Source organism: uncultured Caldilinea sp. (assembly GCF_937128415.1).
Lineage (GTDB): Bacteria > Chloroflexota > Anaerolineae > Caldilineales > Caldilineaceae > Caldilinea.
Genome location: NZ_CAKZMJ010000097.1, coordinates 42,753 through 60,882 on the forward strand (window position 1 = coordinate 42,753; position 18,130 = coordinate 60,882).

General features: G+C 62.9%; 17 protein-coding genes and 1 tRNA gene. 8 read left to right on the top strand and 10 right to left on the bottom strand.

Annotated features, from left to right (window positions below; genetic code table 11):
• The first annotated feature begins 15 nt into the window (after window positions 1-15).
• Genes Q0367_RS19255 through Q0367_RS19265 form a run of 3 tightly spaced genes read left to right on the top strand, consistent with a single transcriptional unit; the run spans window position 16 to window position 3,048 of the window.
• Window positions 16-870 carry a sulfurtransferase gene (locus Q0367_RS19255; RefSeq protein WP_297639695.1) on the top strand — a complete coding sequence of 285 codons (855 nt, stop codon included), beginning with the start codon at window positions 16-18 and terminating at the stop codon, window positions 868-870.
• On the top strand, window positions 867-1,913 hold the full coding sequence (locus tag Q0367_RS19260) for a M20/M25/M40 family metallo-hydrolase (RefSeq protein ID WP_297639707.1): 1,047 nt from the start codon (window positions 867-869) through the stop codon (window positions 1,911-1,913). Before Q0367_RS19255 ends, Q0367_RS19260 begins: the two co-directional genes overlap by 4 nt.
• 28 nt (window positions 1,914-1,941) lie before the next feature.
• Window positions 1,942-3,048 carry a sorbosone dehydrogenase family protein gene (locus Q0367_RS19265; RefSeq protein ID WP_297639710.1) on the top strand — a complete coding sequence of 369 codons (1,107 nt, stop codon included), beginning with the start codon at window positions 1,942-1,944 and terminating at the stop codon, window positions 3,046-3,048.
• Here the strand turns inward: Q0367_RS19265 and Q0367_RS19270 are convergent.
• The 3 genes from Q0367_RS19270 to Q0367_RS19280 all read right to left on the bottom strand — a co-directional run bounded on the left by Q0367_RS19270 (window position 3,031) and on the right by Q0367_RS19280 (window position 5,805).
• Complete coding sequence (locus Q0367_RS19270; RefSeq protein WP_297639714.1) at window positions 3,031-3,801, bottom strand: SDR family NAD(P)-dependent oxidoreductase; 771 nt, start codon at window positions 3,799-3,801, stop codon at window positions 3,031-3,033. The genes Q0367_RS19265 and Q0367_RS19270 overlap by 18 nt on opposite strands.
• Window positions 3,802-3,848: 47 nt before the next feature.
• Entirely contained in the window at window positions 3,849-4,841 is a 993-nt protein-coding gene (locus tag Q0367_RS19275; protein ID WP_297639717.1) for a DUF4432 family protein, read from the bottom strand.
• An 82-nt stretch (window positions 4,842-4,923) separates the two neighbouring features.
• On the bottom strand, window positions 4,924-5,805 hold the full coding sequence (locus tag Q0367_RS19280; RefSeq protein ID WP_297639720.1) for an SDR family oxidoreductase: 882 nt from the start codon (window positions 5,803-5,805) through the stop codon (window positions 4,924-4,926).
• Between the two features lie 267 nt (window positions 5,806-6,072).
• On the opposite strand from Q0367_RS19280, the gene Q0367_RS19285 reads away from it, so the two are divergent.
• Window positions 6,073-6,558, top strand: a complete 486-nt coding sequence (locus Q0367_RS19285; protein ID WP_297639723.1) for a hypothetical protein — start codon at window positions 6,073-6,075, stop codon at window positions 6,556-6,558.
• 147 nt (window positions 6,559-6,705) lie between these two features.
• On the opposite strand, the gene Q0367_RS19290 is transcribed toward Q0367_RS19285, so the two are convergent.
• The 7 genes from Q0367_RS19290 to recN form a co-directional block, all read right to left on the bottom strand.
• On the bottom strand, window positions 6,706-7,749 hold the full coding sequence (locus tag Q0367_RS19290; RefSeq protein WP_363325896.1) for an NAD(P)-dependent oxidoreductase: 1,044 nt from the start codon (window positions 7,747-7,749) through the stop codon (window positions 6,706-6,708).
• Window positions 7,750-7,826: 77 nt separating this feature from the next.
• Window positions 7,827-8,363: an NUDIX hydrolase gene (locus Q0367_RS19295; RefSeq protein ID WP_297639729.1), complete on the bottom strand. Its 537-nt coding sequence runs from the start codon at window positions 8,361-8,363 to the stop codon at window positions 7,827-7,829.
• Window positions 8,364-8,457: 94 nt separating this feature from the next.
• Window positions 8,458-9,111 carry an N-acetyltransferase gene (locus Q0367_RS19300; RefSeq protein ID WP_297639732.1) on the bottom strand — a complete coding sequence of 218 codons (654 nt, stop codon included), beginning with the start codon at window positions 9,109-9,111 and terminating at the stop codon, window positions 8,458-8,460.
• On the bottom strand, window positions 9,108-10,397 hold the full coding sequence (locus Q0367_RS19305) for an acetyl-CoA hydrolase/transferase family protein (RefSeq protein WP_297639735.1): 1,290 nt from the start codon (window positions 10,395-10,397) through the stop codon (window positions 9,108-9,110). Before Q0367_RS19305 ends, Q0367_RS19300 begins: the two co-directional genes overlap by 4 nt.
• Window positions 10,398-10,429: 32 nt before the next feature.
• Window positions 10,430-12,073 (bottom strand): phosphoglucomutase (alpha-D-glucose-1,6-bisphosphate-dependent), encoded by a 1,644-nt coding sequence (pgm, locus tag Q0367_RS19310; protein ID WP_297639738.1) that lies wholly within the window; start codon window positions 12,071-12,073, stop codon window positions 10,430-10,432.
• A gap of 135 nt (window positions 12,074-12,208) precedes the next feature.
• Window positions 12,209-13,054, bottom strand: a complete 846-nt coding sequence (locus Q0367_RS19315; RefSeq protein WP_297639741.1) for a methyltransferase domain-containing protein — start codon at window positions 13,052-13,054, stop codon at window positions 12,209-12,211.
• Between the two features lie 35 nt (window positions 13,055-13,089).
• Window positions 13,090-14,883, bottom strand: coding sequence for a DNA repair protein RecN (gene recN, locus Q0367_RS19320; protein ID WP_297639744.1), 1,794 nt, complete (start codon window positions 14,881-14,883; stop codon window positions 13,090-13,092).
• A gap of 280 nt (window positions 14,884-15,163) precedes the next feature.
• Here recN and Q0367_RS19325 point away from each other — a divergent pair, with 280 nt between their 5' ends.
• From Q0367_RS19325 to Q0367_RS19340, 4 genes are all read left to right on the top strand, one after another.
• Window positions 15,164-15,382 carry a twin-arginine translocase TatA/TatE family subunit gene (locus Q0367_RS19325; RefSeq protein WP_297639747.1) on the top strand — a complete coding sequence of 73 codons (219 nt, stop codon included), beginning with the start codon at window positions 15,164-15,166 and terminating at the stop codon, window positions 15,380-15,382.
• Between the two features lie 260 nt (window positions 15,383-15,642).
• Window positions 15,643-15,867: a preprotein translocase subunit SecG gene (gene secG / locus Q0367_RS19330; protein WP_297639750.1), complete on the top strand. Its 225-nt coding sequence runs from the start codon at window positions 15,643-15,645 to the stop codon at window positions 15,865-15,867.
• 148 nt (window positions 15,868-16,015) lie between these two features.
• Complete coding sequence (locus Q0367_RS19335) at window positions 16,016-17,689, top strand: peptide ABC transporter substrate-binding protein (RefSeq protein ID WP_298984226.1); 1,674 nt, start codon at window positions 16,016-16,018, stop codon at window positions 17,687-17,689.
• A gap of 57 nt (window positions 17,690-17,746) precedes the next feature.
• Window positions 17,747-17,831 (top strand) — tRNA-Leu (locus Q0367_RS19340).
• The last annotated feature ends 299 nt before the right edge of the window (window positions 17,832-18,130 follow it).

An 18,130-nucleotide genomic window follows, 5' to 3' on the forward strand; every position in this document is an offset into this window, starting at 1 on the left:
CCGGAGTGGAAGGCTATGTTTACGACGTTGATCTCTACAGCCGAGCTGGCGGCGCATCTGGAGGACCCCGGCTGGGCGATTGTGGATTGCCGTTTTGCGCTGGCGGACCCAGGCAAAGGACGCCGCGACTACCTGGCGGCGCATATTCCCGGTGCCGTATATGCGCATCTCGACGAAGACCTCTCCGGCCCGGTCCTTCCGGGCCAGACCGGACGGCATCCGTTGCCTTCAGTGGAAACATTTGCGGCGACGCTCTCGAGGTGGGGGATTGATGAGCGAGTGCAAGTTGTCGTCTACGATGACCAGAGCGGCGTCTTCGCCGGTCGGCTGTGGTGGATGCTGCGCTGGCTGGGCCACGACGCCGTTGCGCTGCTGGACGGCGACTGGCGGCTCTGGCAGGCGGAGGGGCGCCCCACCCGCAGCGGGGTGGAGACGCGTCCGCCGCGTCCTTTCACCCCCCGCCCCCGCCCTTCGTTGCAGGCGACCACCGACGAAATCGTTCAGCGCCTCCAGGAATCCTCCTTGCGTCTTTTCGACGCGCGCTCGCCGGATCGCTATCGAGGCGAAAACGAAACCATCGATCCGGCGGCGGGGCACATTCCCGGCGCCATCAACGCGCCCTACGCCATGAATCTTGACGCCGATGGCCGTTTTCTTTCCCCCGGCGAACTGCGGGAGCGCTACGAGGCGCTGCTTGGCGACGCCTCTCCTCAGGAGGTGATCTTTTACTGCGGCTCCGGCGTCAGCGCCGTGCATGACCTGATCGCCATGGAGATCGCAGGCCTGGGCATGGGGCGACTCTACGTCGGCTCGTGGAGCGAATGGATCGCAGACTCTCGACGTCCGATCGCGGTGGGAGAACAGCCATGAACGCTCAGCAGCACCCTGCCTTGGAGCTTTTCGTCGATCTGCTGGCGCATCCTTCCCCGTCGAGCATGGAGCGCAAACTGGCGGATCGCGTCTGCCAGCATCTCCAGCAATGGGGCTATGCGCCACAGCGCGACGGCTGCGGCAACGTCTGGGTGCGCCTGGAAGGGCGGACGGGGGACGGCCCCCTGGTCTGCTACGCAGCGCACATGGACGAGATCGGGCTGGCGGTGCACGCAATTGAGCCGGATGGCCGGCTGCGCGTGAGCCGTTCCGGGGGACTTTTCCCGTGGAAGCTGGGGGAAACGCCCGTGGAAATTCTGGGCGACCATGCCACTGTCATCGGCGTGCTCTCGATGGGCGCGGGCCACGGCGCGTCGGGGCAGGCGATCGATTGGGCCAACGTGCGCGTGCTCACCGGTCTGACGCCGGCCCAACTTGCCGAGGCCGGCGTGCGTCCTGGCTCGTTGGGCGTTCCTCTGCGCTCCCACTGCGGCCCCGTGCTGTTCGGCGACCCGACTGATCCATTGGTCGCAGCCTGGACCTTTGACGACCGCATGGGCGTCGTGACGTTGTTGCGATTGTTGAAGACGCTGGCGGAGGAGCGACGTCGGCCGCATTGTCCGGCGCTCGTCGCCTTCACCGTGCAGGAGGAGGTTGGCGGCATGGGCGCCAAAGTTTTGGCGCAACGCGAACGGCCCGACGTCTTTATCGCCATCGACGGGTGTCCGATCACGCCCGGCGCGCCGCTGGAACTGGATGGCCGCCCCGGCGTCTGGACGCGCGACCGCGTGGCGCCCTACGATCCACGGTTGATCGCAGATTTGTGCGCGGCGGCCAATGCCGTAGGCGCGGCGCTGCAGCCGGTCGCCTATGACGTCAGCGCCAGCGACGCCAGCATGGTCTTTGAGGTGGGGGCGGCGCAGCGCATCGCTTGCTTTGGCCAGGTGCGAGAGAACAGCCACGGCTATGAAGTGGCGCGGCTGGCCGTCTTCGACAACATGCTGCGCACGTTGTTGTATTTCGCCGAGCACTGGGAGGGGTAGTCGGTCGAACGTCTATTGAGGAATCCCGATGCTCCTGTGCAGACATCGCCTGAGTTGCGCCTGGCGCAGGCAATCCTGTTTTTACCTGTTGTTGGCCGGGGTGCTCCTATGGACGTTCTCCGCCTGTTCGATGCCCCAGCTCCGAACAACGTCCCCGCTCCCTCCTGCTACGGCCGACCTTGCGACGCCTCCGGGTTTCACCGTCGAATTGATTGTCGCCGGCCTGAATGGCCCCACCCAGATGATCGTCGGCCCGGATGGTCGCCTATGGGTGGCGCAGCTCAACGGCGGCGAAAATGAGGGAAAAGGGCAGGTGCTCGCCGTTGAGCTCGAGACCGGAGGCCGTCGCGTCCTGCTGGAGAACTTGTTCAAGCCCACCGGCGTCGCCGTGCATGCGGGGCGACTTTGGATCGCGTCCGGCCGCGATCTGCTGACGGCGCCGATCGGCTCCGACGCGTCCGTCGGCCCGCCGGAGCCGGTGTTCACCGATCTGCCTTTTAACGGTCGCTCCAACGGAACGCTTACAGTCACGCCCCATGGGGAAATTCTGTACGCCACCACCGGCGCGCGGCTGGGAGGCGCAGCCGCGCCCGGCTCGGCGACGCTTTGGGCGTTGACGCCGCAGCAGCCGAGCCATCCCAGGGCGCTGGCCACCGGCTTGAAGGGCGCCTACGCTCACGCGATAGATCCCCAGGGGCGCATCTGGACGACGGAGATCGGCGACGATCCGATCGGCAATGGTTTCCCGCCGGACGAACTGAATCTCGTGGTCGTCGGGGCAGATTATGGCTGGCCTCAGTGTGCAGGCGACCGCGAGCCGGTGCAGCGCTACGGCGGCGCAGTCGAACGGTGCGCCGCTACGCAAGCGCCTGTCGCCCTCTTCCCGCCGGGCGCCACGCCGACGAGCGTGACGGTTGCGCCGTGGGACGAGACGGTCTTGCTCGTGGCGCTGTGGAACCGCGGGGAGGTCGTGCAGGTGAAGGCGACGCTCGAAGGCGACCATGCACGCGGGGAAGTGGCGCCTTTTTTAAGCGGATTGCGCAATCCGCAGCACCTGCTCGTGTGGCGCGATGGCAGCCTGTTGGTCAGCGATTTTGCATCCGGCGCCGTCTATCGATTAAAACGTGATAGATAAGCCTCCGTCCACCACGAGCGTGTGGCCGGTGATGTAGCTGGCGCGCGGGGAAGCCAGAAAGCAGACCGCCTCGGCGATCTCTGCAGGCTGCGCTGCGCGAGCGAGAGGGATGCGTCGCCGCCTGACGTAAAACTCCTGAAATTCGGGCGTCTCCAGCTCGTTGACGCCGTTGACGATCGACATCGGCGTGTCCACGAAGCCGGGCGCTACGCTGTTGACCAGGATGCCGTAGGGCGCCCACTCGACGGCCAGACAGCGCGTGAGCTGATCGACGGCGCCCTTGGCGGCGTTGTAGTGGCTGGACTGCGCCATGCCCAAGAACGCGTTCACCGACGAGACGTTGACGATGCGCCCCCCTTGCCTCTGCTCGACCATGACGCGAGCTGCGGCGCGGCTGCAGTGAAATGTCCCGTAGAAAATCACGTCCACGGCTTTCAGCCACTCCTCAAACGGGATAGTCAGGGCGTCGGCGTTGTAAAAGACGCCGGCGTTGTTCACCAAAATATCGAGGCGGTCAAAGGCGGCCACCGTCGCCGCCACCATCGCCTCGGCGTCGCGCGTCACATCCCCTTGTACAAAGGCGACCTGCCCTCCATTTGCGCGCAATTCGGCTGCGGTCGCCTCGCCTGCGTCCGACAACAAGTCGGCGATCATCACGGCCGCGCCTTCGCGCACAAACGCCTCCGCCACGGCCCGTCCGATGCCGCGGGCGGCGCCGGTCACCAACGCCACTTTGCCGGTTAACTCTCCCATCTCCGCTCCTCCTCCTCCGATCTTGTTCGCAAGCTCTCATGAGTTCTTCATCTTACTTCGCCATCCGGAGAGATCTCCGTCACCGACGCTCGCCCGGGATAGAGCACGGCGGTCACGGTGGTCTCGACGCTGGCGCCCGCGGCAAGCCGGCTGGCCGTCCCTTGCGCCACCGCTTGCTCCAACCGATAGGGATAGGCCGTGCACGGCTCCAGGATGGTGACGTAGTGTCCACGCCAGCCGCCGTATGCACCGAAGACCCAGACGCTGCGAAAGATCGTCGGGTCAAAGGCCAGCCCAAAGCCATAGCCGGCCTGCGCATCGGTCAGGGCGCACCAGCCCGCCGCCAGATCGGTGGCGTAGTAAAAATCGCAGGTGGCGGCTTCAGGAGGAGGGACGATGCGCATGTCCACCGCTTCACCGCGGGGGCTGCGCGCCGTTGGCCAGGCGAAGGAACGCCCGTCCAGCCTGTCGTTGAAGCCGGCCTCCGGCAGCACGGTGCAGGCGGGCAGGTCGATGCGGGCATGGGGCGAAATCGCCAGCGCCGGGTGCAGCTTCCAGAGGAAGTCCAGCGGCTGCGGTCCGGCGTTGTGGAGGCGATAATGGATGGAAAACCCTGGCTGCCCTGCCCGCACCGTGATCTGGCGTTCGATCGTCGTGTTGGTCACCACGCCGTAGCGCCAGCAGCGCACGGTGACCTCTTCTGGCCGTTGCGCAACGATCTCCCATTCGAAGGGCATCGCCCACCATTCGCCGTGGTCTGGATAGACATCGCCTGTGAACGTCGTCGGCGCATCGTTGGGGAAGAGTTCATCCCAACCGCCGCAGAACCAGTCGTCGTAGGCGGCGCCGTAGGGGGCCGGCCGCGGAGCCATGCGCGGATTGTGCCAGAAGACCTCGCGGTCCACCGGCTTGTAGACCAGCGACCAGAGCTTGCCGCCCAGTTCGGGCAGGAGCACCAGGCGCAGCAGGTTGTTTTCGATCACCACTGCGCGCAAGTCGTGATAGCGCCAGTTGGCGTCGATGTGAACAGAAGAGGGCATAGGTTCCGTCGCTTTCTATCGAGTAGTTCTTGCGATTTGTTTTCGAGCGTGTGGAGGGCCGCTGCTCAGCCGGCCCCTCCCTTCAGAGCACCATCCCCGCCACGCGCATCAGCGTTTCCCCGAGCACCGGCGTGCGCAGGGCCAGCACCAACGCGCGATAGAACAGGCCGGGCACAATGACCACCCGGCCGTTGCCGAGCGCATCCAACGATTGGCGCACGACTTCCTCCGCCGACATCCAGAGAAAGTCGGGATACTGCCGGGCCTGGCGCTTTTTGAACTCCTCGGTGTGATGAAACTCGGTGCGCGTGAAGCCGGGACAGAGCGCCTGCACATGCACGCCGCTGCTGCGCAGTTCGATCTGCAGCCCCTCGGAAAAGGCGACCAGATAGGCTTTGGTGGCGGCGTAGTTGACATTGCCCACAAAGCGCCAGTACGCTGCGACGGAGGCCACGTTGATGATCGCCCCATGACGCCGTTCCATCATGCCGGGCAGGGCGGCCTGCGTCAACCGCATCGGCGCCATGACGTGCAGGTAGATCATCTCCTGCTGCCGCCCGGGGTCGACGTTCACCAGCCGGCCAATCGTGCCGAAGCCGGCGTTGTTGACGAGGATGGCGAGGGCGTCCATGGCGCGGATGCGCGCCTCGACAAGTGAGACGCCCTCGTCGTGCGCGAGGTCGGCGGCGATGACTTCGCAGTGGACGCCGTGGGCGGCTGTCAGCGACCGGGCAAGTTCGTATAGGCGATCGGCGCGTCGGGCCACCAGCGCCAGGTCAAAACCGCGCGCCGCCAGTTGACGCGCATACTCGGCGCCGATGCCGGCCGATGCGCCGGTGATCAAAGCCACGGGGCGCGGCGTTGCGTTGCGCAGGGGCCAGGAAAAGCGCCCGCGCGGCGTGTGCAAGAGCGCCCACGCCGCCGCCGAGGTGGCAAGACCGGTGAAAAGCAGCCGTCTGTTCATTCGCAAATGCTCTCCGAAGATTTTTTGGGCGTTCAGAGGGTTGTTTCTGTTCGCTCCAAAGGGTACAATAAGGTCGTCGCCAGGGCAATTTTGATTCTGAGCCAGTTGCGCGCTTCATGACAGGAGCGCTTCTGGTTGATGCGCTGCGCCAGGGACGCAATCATAATCAAAAGTCTTGATTTCGACTTGCTCTATGCAACTTTTCGTCGAGGGCGACGTATGTGAGGAGTGTAGTTGATGGCGATCTGAGTCAGAGGAGAAACTCTCATGGAAACGAATCAGCCGACCCCCCAAAATCCCGAATCGACGTCATCTCAAGCGGAGAGCGGCGCCGAAGCCAACCCCAAGCGGACCACCCAAGAACTGCTGGATGAGCTCGCCGAGGCGGCCAATCGCCTCGCTTCGCTCGGCAAATCCTGGTGGAACAGCGAACAGCGCAAACAGCTCGAGGAAAATTTGCGCACCGGCGCCGAAACGATCGTCTCTACGCTGGAAAGCTCGTTTCAGAAGGTCGCCTCTTCGCAAGAGGCGAAGGAATTGCAGGCCAAAGCCGGCGAAGTCGGCGAGAAGGTGGCTTCCAGCAAAGTGGTCAATGAATTGTTGGAGGCGCTGACCAAGGGGCTTCATACTTTGAGCGAACAGCTCGAAAAAGCGGCTCAAGAATTGGAGGCCAAAAAGAAGGTGGAGCCCTCTACGACGGAGACCGCCGGAGAGGAGCCGGCGTCTCAGGAGATCCCGGTCGATAAGGCGTAAATCGCCGCAATTTTTCAGAAGAACGCGTCCGCCGATTGGAAATCCGGCGTCTGGGAGGAGAAACCGGCTCGAGTCGGCCGACGTCTTCACCGCCGCGTTGCAGCGCAGCTTCTCCTTCCAGACGCAGAATTCATTTGGCGTCTGCCCTTAGAAAAACCACTTCGCCAGCGCCAGCGCTCCCTGCTTCCACGGCGTGCGGTGCGACACACCGGACTTGCCCTCGAACTCGTGCAGATGGTCGATGTACCACTGATAGTTGCGGATCAACGCCTCTTTGTTGGAGTATTTGGGCCGGAAGCCGAGCACCCGCTCCGCTTTTTCGATCGAAACAAAAGAATCTTCGGTGACCGTTTCGTACACCCACTTGTACAGGGGCGACAGGTTCACCTTCTCCAGCATGCGCAACAGCCAGATGGCCGGGCCCGCCGGGATCGGGATGATTTTTCCGCCCTTGCCTGCGTAGTCGAGCACCGCCTGATAGTCCTCCTTGATCGTGCCGAACTCCTTGGCGCCGATATTGAAGACGTCGTTGACTTTGTCGCAGGGCAGCGTGGCGGTCAGATAAATGGCGTCGCACAGGTCTTCAACGTCGAGCAGCTGATAGCGATTGTTGCCGGAGCCGAGCACCGGGAAATTCTTGCCGTCCTTCGCCCAGTCGTAGAGCAAGGCAAACACGCCCAGTCGCTCCGGCCCGACGAAAGATTTGGGGCGAATGATCGGAATGCACATGCCCTTCTCTCGATACTGCTGGCATAACTCCTCCACCAACACTTTGGCCTCGCCATAGGGGCCGACTCCCTGCAGTTTATCGGTTTCGTACAGCGGATGGTGGTCGGGGATGCCGTAGACGGCGGTCGAGGAGATGTGGATCAACCGTTCGACCCGATGTTCGTACGCCGACTGGAGCACGTTGCGGCTGCCGTCGATGTCCGTCGTGTAGATGTCCTCCGGCGCATAGAGCGGAAGCGCCGCCGCCGTGTGCACGACGATGTCGACGCCCTTCATGGCTCGATCCACGGCGCTCTTGTCGCGAATGTCGCCCTTGATCTCCGTGATTTGATCACGCTCCGGATAGTCGAAATCGGCAATGTCCAGGCTGACGACCTTGTGGCCACGCGCCAGCAGATAGCGCGTCAAATTGATGCCCAAAAAGCCGGCGCCGCCCGTGATCAAAAACGTCTTGACGCCGATCGACGGCGCACTCGCCGACCGGGGCGTGGACGCCGTTTCTACAATCGCTTCTGTCATCGCCGCCTCAGACGATGTCGTCATTGTGAACCTCCTATGCCAGAATCAAATTTGCGCCTCCAGCGCGCCAACAACGCTTTGGTGGAATCGAACGCCAGCGCTGTCGGCAGCTCGTCGACGGAAAACCAGCGCGCCTGGTCAACGTCGTCGCAGGCGGTCGGCTCGCCGGCGTCGGCATGCGGACGCGCGTGATACGCCAGCACAATGCCGAGGCTGACGCCGCCGCTGTTGACCATCGGAAAGATGTCCAGAAGTTCGCCCACGTCGATCAGGATGCCGACTTCTTCCTGCACCTCGCGCTGCAGGGCGTCTTTGGGCATTTCGCCTGCATCCATATAGCCGCCGGGCAACGCCCAAAGCCCGCGCGCCGGATCGACGGCGCGACGAATGAGCAGAACGCGCTCCGCCTGCTCGATCAAGGCCACGACGGCCACTTTGGGATCTGGGAAATAGATGAAGTTGCAGGCCGGACACACCCGCCGCAGTTTGCCCTCGACCAGCCGGTCTTCGAGCGCATGTGCACATTGCGGGCAATAGCGATAGCGTTGCTGGCTCATGTCCCCTCTCGTGCAATACAGCACAAACGTGCATTATACGCTGCGCTGCACGAGCCGCCAAAGAGGGCTCCTGCGGAACGCGCTTTGTGCGCTTCTACCTTTCTGCCGCCCGATTTTCTGAAAGAAGCGTGCGATATAGATGCATCGGCTGTCCATACAGCGAGAACGTTTGTACGTAGGTGAACCCATGACGCACATAAAAGCGCTGCGCGCCCCGATTGGCGGCGGCGACCGTCACGTCGAGCGCAGCCACGCCTCGCCGCCGGCATTCGGCCTTGAGCGCAGCAACGAGCAGCCCGCCGACGCCCAGGCTGCGCAGCTCCGGCCTCACCATGATCGAAAGCAGCTCGCCCGTCGGCGATGGAGCGTCGGACGTCTCATGCAGGAAAGGATAGAGGACGGTCTCTGTCGCGCGCAGCGCCAGCGTCGGCTCCTGAACGAAGCGCCGCGCCAGGGCCGGCGCAAAGTCCGGAAAGCGGCGCAGCCCCATTTCCAGGAACAACGCGGCCACACCGGTCGTCGCACTGACGAAGCCCAACAGCTTCTGCGGCTGCAGCGGGTCTACGGCGGCGAAGCCAAACCCAACCCTGGACTGCGGCAGAACGCGGTACAGGACGGTGAGCACCTCGTCGCCGAGAGCGGTCAAAAAAGAGCCTGGCTGCCCCACCGTGTGCAGCCAGGCGGCGTCTGCGGCGTGTTGCGGCGTCAGCGATGTCAGGGTGAGACGTTCAACAGGCGGGCGCATCATGCGAACGCATGCTCCGGCCAGCGTTTGAAGCGCTCCCACGCCTTTTTTTCCAGCTCCTCGCGATGGTCCGGATGCGCAATGTCGATCAGAGCGCGGGCGCGCTGGCGCAAGTTCTTGCCGTACAGATAGGCGATGCCGTATTCGGTGACGACGTAATGGACATGGGCGCGGGTCGTCACCACGCCGGAGCCGAGGCGCAGATACGGCGTGATGCGCGAAATGCCGGAGCTGGTCGTCGATGGCAGCGCAATGATCGGCTTGCCGCCTTCGGAAAGCGAAGCCCCGCGCACAAAGTCCATCTGCCCGCCGACGCCGGAGTACTGGCGCGTGCCGATCGAGTCGGCGCCGACCTGACCGGTCAGATCCACCTCGATGGCGCTGTTGATCGCCGTCACTTTGGGGTTGCGGCGAATCACGGCCGTATCGTTGACGTAGGCGACGTCGAGCAGCACCACCTGAGGATTGTCGTCGATAAAGTCATAGAGCCGCCGCGTGCCCATGGCGAAGGCGCCGACGACTTTGCCGGGGTGGATGCGTTTCTTTTCATTGTTGACGACCCCGCGTTCGATCAGGTCGATGGCGCCGTCGGAGAACATTTCGGTGTGGATGCCGAGGTCGCGGTGGTTGCGCAGCGCATAGAGCACGGCGTTGGGGATGGCGCCGATGCCCATCTGCAGGGTGGCGCCGTCTTCGATCAGCTCGGCGACATAGCGTCCGATGGCGGTCTCGATCGGCCCGGGTTCTCCTGGCGCGACCTCCGGCAGCGGATCGTCCACCACCACGGCGCTGTCGATGTTGCTGATGTGGATCAGCCCGTCGCCATGCGTGCGCGGCATGTTGGGGTTGATCTGTGCAATCACATGGCGGGCCACCTGCACGGCGGCGCGCGCCACATCCACCGAGACGCCCAGCGAGCAAAAGCCGTGCCGGTCCGGCGGAGAGACCTGCACGAGCGCTACGTCGAGCGGCATGACGCCCTTGCGAAAGAGCCCGGGCACCTCGCTCAAAAAGACCGGCACGTAGTCCGCCACGCCTTCGTTCACCGCCTCGCGCACGTTGGCGCCGACGAAAAGGCAGTTGGTGCGAAAGCTGTCGACATGTTCCGGGGAAGCGTAGGGCGCCGGGCCTTCTGTGTGCAGATGGACGATTTCGACGTTGCGCAGCTCGGGCGCGCGCGCCGTCATGGCCAGCACGAGCTGCGCCGGCGTCGCCGCGCCGCCGTGAATGAACACCCTGTCGCCTGATTTGATGACCTGAACGGCCTCTTCAGCAGTTGTGATTCGCATAAAAATAATCGTTTCTGTGCTTGGAACAACGTCTATGTTGATTTCAGCGCATCGCTCACGATCTGCTGCGCCTCCTCCTGAATTTGCCGCAGATGATCTTCGCTGATGAAACTTTCGGCGTAAATTTTGTAGACATCTTCGGTTCCAGAGGGCCGCGCGGCAAACCAGCCGTTTTCGGTGACGATCTTCAGGCCGCCGATGGGCTCCTGGTTGTAGGGCGCGCGCGTCAGGCGGGCGCGGATCGGTTCGCCGGCCAGCGTTTCCGCTTTGACCTGTTCAGGCGTCAGGTTGGCGAGCCGCGCCTTTTGCTCGCGGGTGGCCGGCGCATCGATGCGGGCGTAGAAGGCGCGGCCAAAGCGCTCCTCCAGCGCTCGATAATGCTCGCCGGGGTCCTTGCCCGTCGCCGCCGTGATTTCAGCCGCCAGCAGCCCCAGGATGACGCCGTCTTTGTCGGTGGTCCACACCGTGCCGCGGCGACGCAGGAACGAGGCGCCGGCGCTCTCCTCGCCGCCGAAACCGAAGTCGCCCTTGAGCAGCCCTTCCACGAAGTACTTGAAACCCACCGGCACTTCGGCCAGCGTGCGCCCCAGGCTTTGCGCCACACGGTCGATCATGGAGCTGGAGACCAGCGTCTTGCCCACGGCGGCGTCGCTGCGCCAGCCAGGGCGATGTTGGAAGAGGTAATGCACGGCGACGGCCAGGTAATGGTTGGGGTTCATCAGGCCTACGCTGCGCGTGACGATGCCGTGGCGGTCTACGTCCGGGTCATTGCCAAAGGCGATGTCGAAGCGATCTTTGAGCTGAATCAGGCTCGCCATGGCGTAGGGCGAGGAACAGTCCATGCGAATCTTGCCGTCGTGATCGACCGTCATGAAGCTGAAGGTGGGATCGACGACATCGTTGACGACGGTTAAGTTGAGGCCATAGGTTGCCGCAATCGGCTCCCAGTAGGCGACCGCCGCGCCGCCCATCGGGTCGACGCCGATGCGCAGACCTGCGGCCGCAATGGCCTCGAAATCGATCACATCCTTGAGATCGTTGACATAATCTGCAATGAAGTCATATTCATGCGTGCACGGCGAAGTTTTGGCTCTGCTCCAGGGAAGGCGCTTGACCGAGCGGAGCCCCTCGCGCAGCAGCTCGTTGGCGCGACGCTCGATGCGTTTGGTCACCGCCGTGTCTGCAGGGCCGCCGCTGGGGGGGTTGTATTTGAAGCCGCCGTCCTCCGGCGGGTTGTGCGAAGGCGTGATCACGATGCCGTCGGCGAAGTGCGCCTGTCGGTTGCGGTTGTAGGTCAGGATGGCGTGAGAGATGACCGGCGTCGGCGTATAGCCCAGTCCGGCCTGGATGACGAGCTCGACGTCATTGGCGGCCAGCACCTCGACCGCCGTCCTCATGGCGGGTTCGGAGAGGGCGTGCGTGTCCATGCCCAAAAAGAGCGGCCCGTCGATGCCCTCCTCGCGGCGATAGTCGCAGATCGCCTGGCTGATGGCGAGGATGTGATGTTCGTTGAACGAATTGCGCAAGGAGGAGCCGCGATGGCCTGACGTGCCAAACGCCACCTGGTGCGCCGGGTTGTCAGGATCGGGAAGGTGTGTGTAATACGCTGCGATCAGTCGAGGAATGTTCACCAGTAGACTCCGCGGCGCCGGTTTCCCGGCCAGTTCACTCGTCATACGACCTCCTTCCCTCTTTCTGAATGATACGGTGAGATGGGTTGTTTTCACGTGACAGGTGTCCTCTCTTCCGAGCCGTCTGTCACGAGTTTGAACGGAGTTTCCGGCAATGGGCGCGTTGGGCATTGCGGATGTCTATGCGGCAACGCGGCCCAGCAAGTAGCGATGGTGCGCCCAGATCGCCTTGATTTGCCACGGCAGAGGCGCATGGTCGAGCCAGGCGTACTTCATCACGCGCTCGCGCAGGTCCGGCTCCTGGTTGAGGTAGTAGGCCATCGTGCTCCAGCGCCAGCCGTCGCCGGTGAACCGCTCCTCCAGCGCTTTACTGCGCACGCCAAGCCGTTTGAGCACTTCGCTGGCCGGCATCACCGTGTCGGGCCACGGCGGCGTATCCAGCACGCCCTCTTCGATGATCTCCACCCCTTCCGCCTCCAGAATGCGTCGGATGCGGCCGATGTCGGTCCATGTTTCGTCGTGGGTGGCGAAGAACTCGCGGTCGATCACCAGTTTGCGCATCCAATAGCCAACCTGGATGTTGTTCGGCATGGCGACGAAGACCAATTTACGGCTCGTGCGCGCCAGCTCGCGCAGCAAACCGGCCGGGTCGGCGATGTACCAGAGGCCGGCCCACTGCCAGGTGAGATCGAACGAGCGGGCGGCGAAGGGCAGGCGCCCCCAGGTGTCCGGCGAGATGCAGACCAGATTGACGGGAAGCCGCAGGTCTTCCTCCCAGATGCGCTGCACCCCGCGAATGCGCTCCGGCGCGTCGTCCACCATGGTGACCTCCACGCCGGCCTGCGCCAGCGTCACGTCGTTGATGCCGCTGACGCCCGCCATGCCGTAGAGCGGCGCCTCCAGCACGGAGCGAAGGTCAAACGCACGGCGCAGGCGCTCTAGAAAGTCGTTGAGCACGAAGCGTTCATAGACCAGACCGAGCCCTTCGTTGTAATCGGTCAGATATTTTTGCCAGGTGTTGCTCATTCCAGGCCTTTCGCAGTTGTCAAGCGGGCGTCGGCTCAGCCTAGCATCAACGCCCCGCCTTTCACTTGGGCCACTTCGGACAGCATCTCTTCCACCGAGCGGCGGCCCGCCTCGCTCTGCGCACCGAGCATCGCCATCAATTCCTCGATGCGTTCGGCGGGGCTGAGCGTGCGCACGACCGTGTGGGTGCGCTCTTCGCCATTTTCCAGGATAACCTGTTTGCTGACGGTGTAGTGATGGTCGCCAAAGGCGGCGAGCTGCGGCAGATGGGTGATGCAGAGCACCTGATGCGCCACAGGATTGTCGCCGTTGGCGGCGGCGCCGGTCAGTCGCCACAGCTTCTGCCCGACGATGGCGCCGACGCGGCCGCCGATGCCCTGGTCGATTTCGTCGAAAATCAAGGTGGGCGTGGCGTCGGCGTGGGCGAGCGTGCTCTTGAGCGCCAGCATCAAGCGCGCGGTTTCGCCGCCCGAAGCCACGCGCGCCATCGGCTTGAGCGGCTCGCCCGGGTTGGCGCTGATCAAAAACTCGACGCGATCGATCCCCGCGCCGTCGAAGGCGACGCGACGCCCGTCGGGCAAGTAGGCGCCATCGGCCTGCTCGACCTGCTCGATCGAGACGCCGAAACGCGCCCGCACCATGCGCAGATCGGCCAGCTCCTGTTCGACCTGCCGCGCCAGCGCTTCGCCCGCGGCCTTGCGTTTTTCGCTCAGCTCCGCCGCCAGCGCCCCGACTTCTCGCAGCAGCGTCTCTTCGCGATGCTCCAGGTCGGCGGTGCGCGCTTCCCAGTTGTTCAGTTCTTCCAGCTCCTGCTGCGCTTTGATCGCATAGGCAAGGATCTGCTCGATGGTGTCCCCATATTTGCGCTTCAGATTGGCGATCAGCTCGAGCCGTTCTTCGACCTCGGCCAGTCGCTCCGGGTTGAACTCCAGCGCCTCGGCGTAGTCGCGCAGCGTGCGCGCCAGCTCGCTCAACTGTTCGAGCAGCGCCTGCCCCTCATCGGCGCGCGGCGCCATGTCGGGATCGATGCGCGCCAGCTTTTCGATGCGGCCGACGGCCTCGCTCACCATGTCGATGGCGCCCGGCAGCTCGCCGTCTCCCTGCTCCAGGATGCCCACCGCCGTCAGCGCCAGATTGTTGAGCGCCTCGGCGTTGCCCAGCCGTCGGCGCTCCGATTCGAGTTCGGCGTCTTCGCCGGGGCGCAGGTGTGCAGCGGCGATCTCCTCGACCTGAAAACTGAGGAGATCGAGGCGCTGCGCCACGGTGCGCGCATCCTGGCGAAGTCGTTGCAGCTCGCTGCGCACGCGGCGCAGCTCGGCGACGCGTGCCGCCACCTGTGCGCGCAACCCCAGCAAGCCCGCATAGCGATCGAGCAGATGAATGTGCGTGCGCGGACGCAACAGCCCCAGGTGCTCTCCCTGGCCGTGCACATCGACCAGGAGACCGGCTACATCGGCGAGAAGCTGCAGATTGACGCTGCGCCCGTTGATGCGGCAGAGATTGCGTCCGTTCAGTCGCACCTCTCGGCTCAAGACCACCCAGTCGGGATTGTCGGGGTCGTCCAGCCCTTCGGCTTCAAGCAATGAACGGATCTCGGCGGCGCGCTCCGGATCGGTGGGCAAGGTGAACGTCGCCTCGATGCGCGCCAGCTCGGCGCCGGCGCGCACCCACTCTCCAGCCGCACGGTCGCCCAACAGCAGTCCGACGGCGTCGATGATGATCGACTTGCCTGCGCCGGTCTCGCCGGTCAAAATATTTAAACCCGGCCCAAATTCCAGCCGGAGTTCATCGATAATGGCGAAATTTTGGATGCGCAATTCCGTCAACATAGCAGCATCTATTCTAGCATATGCACGTCTTTCTCGTCGTGAGAATGAAGCGCGCCGCCCCAAAAAGCATCCTGATTGAACTTGCGTCCTCCCTCTCTCATGTTATAATGGCCGGGAGAGTTGCACAAGCCTTGCCGCGTCTAATAGGCTCAGGCGCCGCAGTGGAAATTTCGTGCTTCGGTCGTCGGACGAGTTCATTGTTACTCTGCTCGACTGCACTTCTGCGATGAGCGCACGGCAATGATCGGCGTCCGCCAGAGTCGTAAGGAGATAGATTCTCATGCCATTCAACCTGGGACCCGTTGAGCTGCTTCTCATCTTGGTAATCGTCGCCATGCTCTTTGGCGTCGGCAAGCTGCCGGAAGTGTTTGGCGCCGTCGGCAAAGGGCTCCGCGAATTTCGCAAAGAGGCGGGGATGGAAGGCGACAAGAAAACTCAGGCGCCAAAATCGAGCGAGCAGTCGGGTGTATCCGGCGATTCCTCTGCTCCGCAGGCGTAATTGTTTTGTCACGGAACACCGTTTGACATCGGACGCCGTCCGATAGCCGTCAGTGGATGCTGAGTCACGGCTGTTAAAATCCTTGGTGAAAAGACAAGGCGAATTTGGCGTTTATTCAGATGCTTGCTATACTACGCCTTCGTGTATAGTGAGCGGCTCTTGTGCAGAGCGCCTTGCGCGTAGCGCGTAAGTGAGCATAGATCACAGAAGATCACATACCGTCAGAATTGCCTGCGGCGGCGCAAAGGAATGAGATTTCAATGAACATCGTCACTTTTATGATGATCGCAATGAATATCGTTGCGATTGCCCTCATTGCAGTCATCGTGATTCAGGGGCAGACCGGCGCCGGTTTGGGCGCCGTGTTCGGGGGCGGTGATATTTACCGCACGCGGCGCGGCATTGAAAAGACGCTCTGGCAGTTGACCTTTGTGCTCACCGGCGTCTTCTTGCTGCTCTGTCTTGTCACTGTGATGATCAGCTGAGCGATCTGACGTCGATCGCAATGAAGCGGAGCCATCCGTTTCATTGCTTTCACCATCTCGTCAGCTTGTTTTCCACATGCACTCTCCACCTCCATTTCACACCGCCTCTTCAGAAATTGCTTCGCCGGTTGAGTCCCTGGGCCATCATATGCGATGGCTCGTTTTTGTCGCGCTTGCGGGAATCGGGGCGCTTGTCGTAACGCTGGGATTCGCCGTGTATTCTGTGCCGACGGTGCTCGTGCCCGACCGCGGCGGAGTTTTTCGCGAAGGCGTCGCCGGCGCGCCGCAATTTCTGCATCCGGTCTGGTGTCAAAACGATTTTGGGGTTGACAGCGACCTGTGTGCGCTTGTCCACCGCGGCCTGATGCGCTTCGACAAAAACGGGCGCGTCGTGCCGGACCTGGCGGAGAGTTGGAGCCTCATTGACGGTCGCATCCACCAGTTTCGCTTGAAGCCCAATCTCTTCTGGCACGACGGCAGACCGATCACCGCCGATGACGCCTATTTCACATTCACTACGCTGCAAGACCCCTCTCTGGTCGACATCCCGGGATTGTCGGGGCTGTGGCGGAATGTCACCGTGGAGAAACTCGACGATCGCACGATTCAGATGACCTTGCCGCAACCCTTTGCGCCGTTCATCGATCTCATGACGGTCGGCCTTCTGCCCCAGCACATTTACCGAGATGTTCCCGCCAAAGAGTTGTTGACGAAACCGCTGGTCGCCAACCCCATCGGCTCTGGGCCGATGCGAATCGCAAGAATTTTGCCCGATGCTGTCCGGTTGGAGCCTTCCCCCTTCGGCGGCGGACCGACGCCTTACATCCTGGCCATGGAGTTCTATTCTTTTCCCGATTACGCCAGCATGCTCGCAGCGTTCGATGAACAGCGCATCGATGCGCTCAGCACAATTCTGCCGACGGACGTGAGGCGCATGGCGGAGCGGGACGACATTCAACTGTTTTCGTCGATCGATTCGAGCTATGAGAATATCCTGCTCAACCTGAACAATCCCAACGTTCCATTTTTCCAGGATCAAAATGTGCGTCAGGCGTTGCTCTACGCCATCGATCGCGAAAAATTGATTGCGGAAGCGTTGGCGGGACAGGGCGTCGTGGCGCACAGCTTACTCTCACCGAACCATTGGGCCTTCCACGAAGACGTGAAGACCTATCCATTTGATCCGGCTCGCGCGCAATCCTTGCTCGATGAGGCGGGCTGGGTCGACGCCAATGGAGATGGCGTGCGCGAGAAGGATGGCCGGCCGCTTGCCTTTATCCTGCTCGTCAAGGATGACTTACGGCACCAGGCGATCGGCGCCAGGTTGGCTTCCGACTGGGCGCAGATCGGTGTGCGCGCAAGCCTGCAACCGGTGACGTTCAGCGGACTGGTGACGGATTTCCTGGCCCCGCGCGCCTTTGAAGCCGCCCTCACCGACTGGAAACAGGTCGGCGATCCAGACCCGTTTCCTCAGTGGCACAGCAGCCAGATCGACGCCACCGGTCAGAACTACACAGGATGGCAAAACGCCGAGGCGGATCAATTGATGGAAACGGCGCGTCAGAACGCCGATGAAGCCGAACGCAAGGCGCTGTACGCTCGTTTTCAAGAAATTTTTGCGGAGGAATTGCCCGCTTTGCCGCTCTTTCATCCGTTATACACCTACGGCGTAAGCACGCGCGTGAACAATGTGCAGGTCGGCGCGCTGAACACCCCTTCTGAGCGTTTCGCCACCTTCCCAACCTGGTACATCGACTCGCGGCGTGTGCCGGTCAGTCAGGCGCCGCAGGCTCCACCGACTCCCCCGGGCGCCGCCCCTTAGATTTGCTCTCCCCTGAATTTGACACAAGGCGGTCTTCATGTTATTCTTTTTACGTAAGCCGCAGTGGCGGAACTGGCAGACGCGCTACGTTCAGGGCGTAGTGGGCATAGAGCTCGTGGGGGTTCAAGTCCCTCCTGCGGCACAGAAGAGGCTCATTTGAGCCTCTTTTTTTATTATCTCACCTTACGCAATTGACTTTTTCCGGGAAGCTCTAGAGGGCCCTCACCCCCCCGGCCCCTCTCCCAATGCCGGGAGAGGGGGAGAAAGGAGCACCGTAGGTGCGGCTCCCAGCCGCACGCCCTCGACGGCCCGCAAGATCTTGGGAATCCAGGGAAGCGCTGCTGCGAGCCGCGCCTACGAGAAATATCCCGGGCTCATCGTAGGTGCGGCTCCCAGCCGCACGTCCTCGACGGCCCGCAAGGCCTTGGGAGTCCAGGGAAG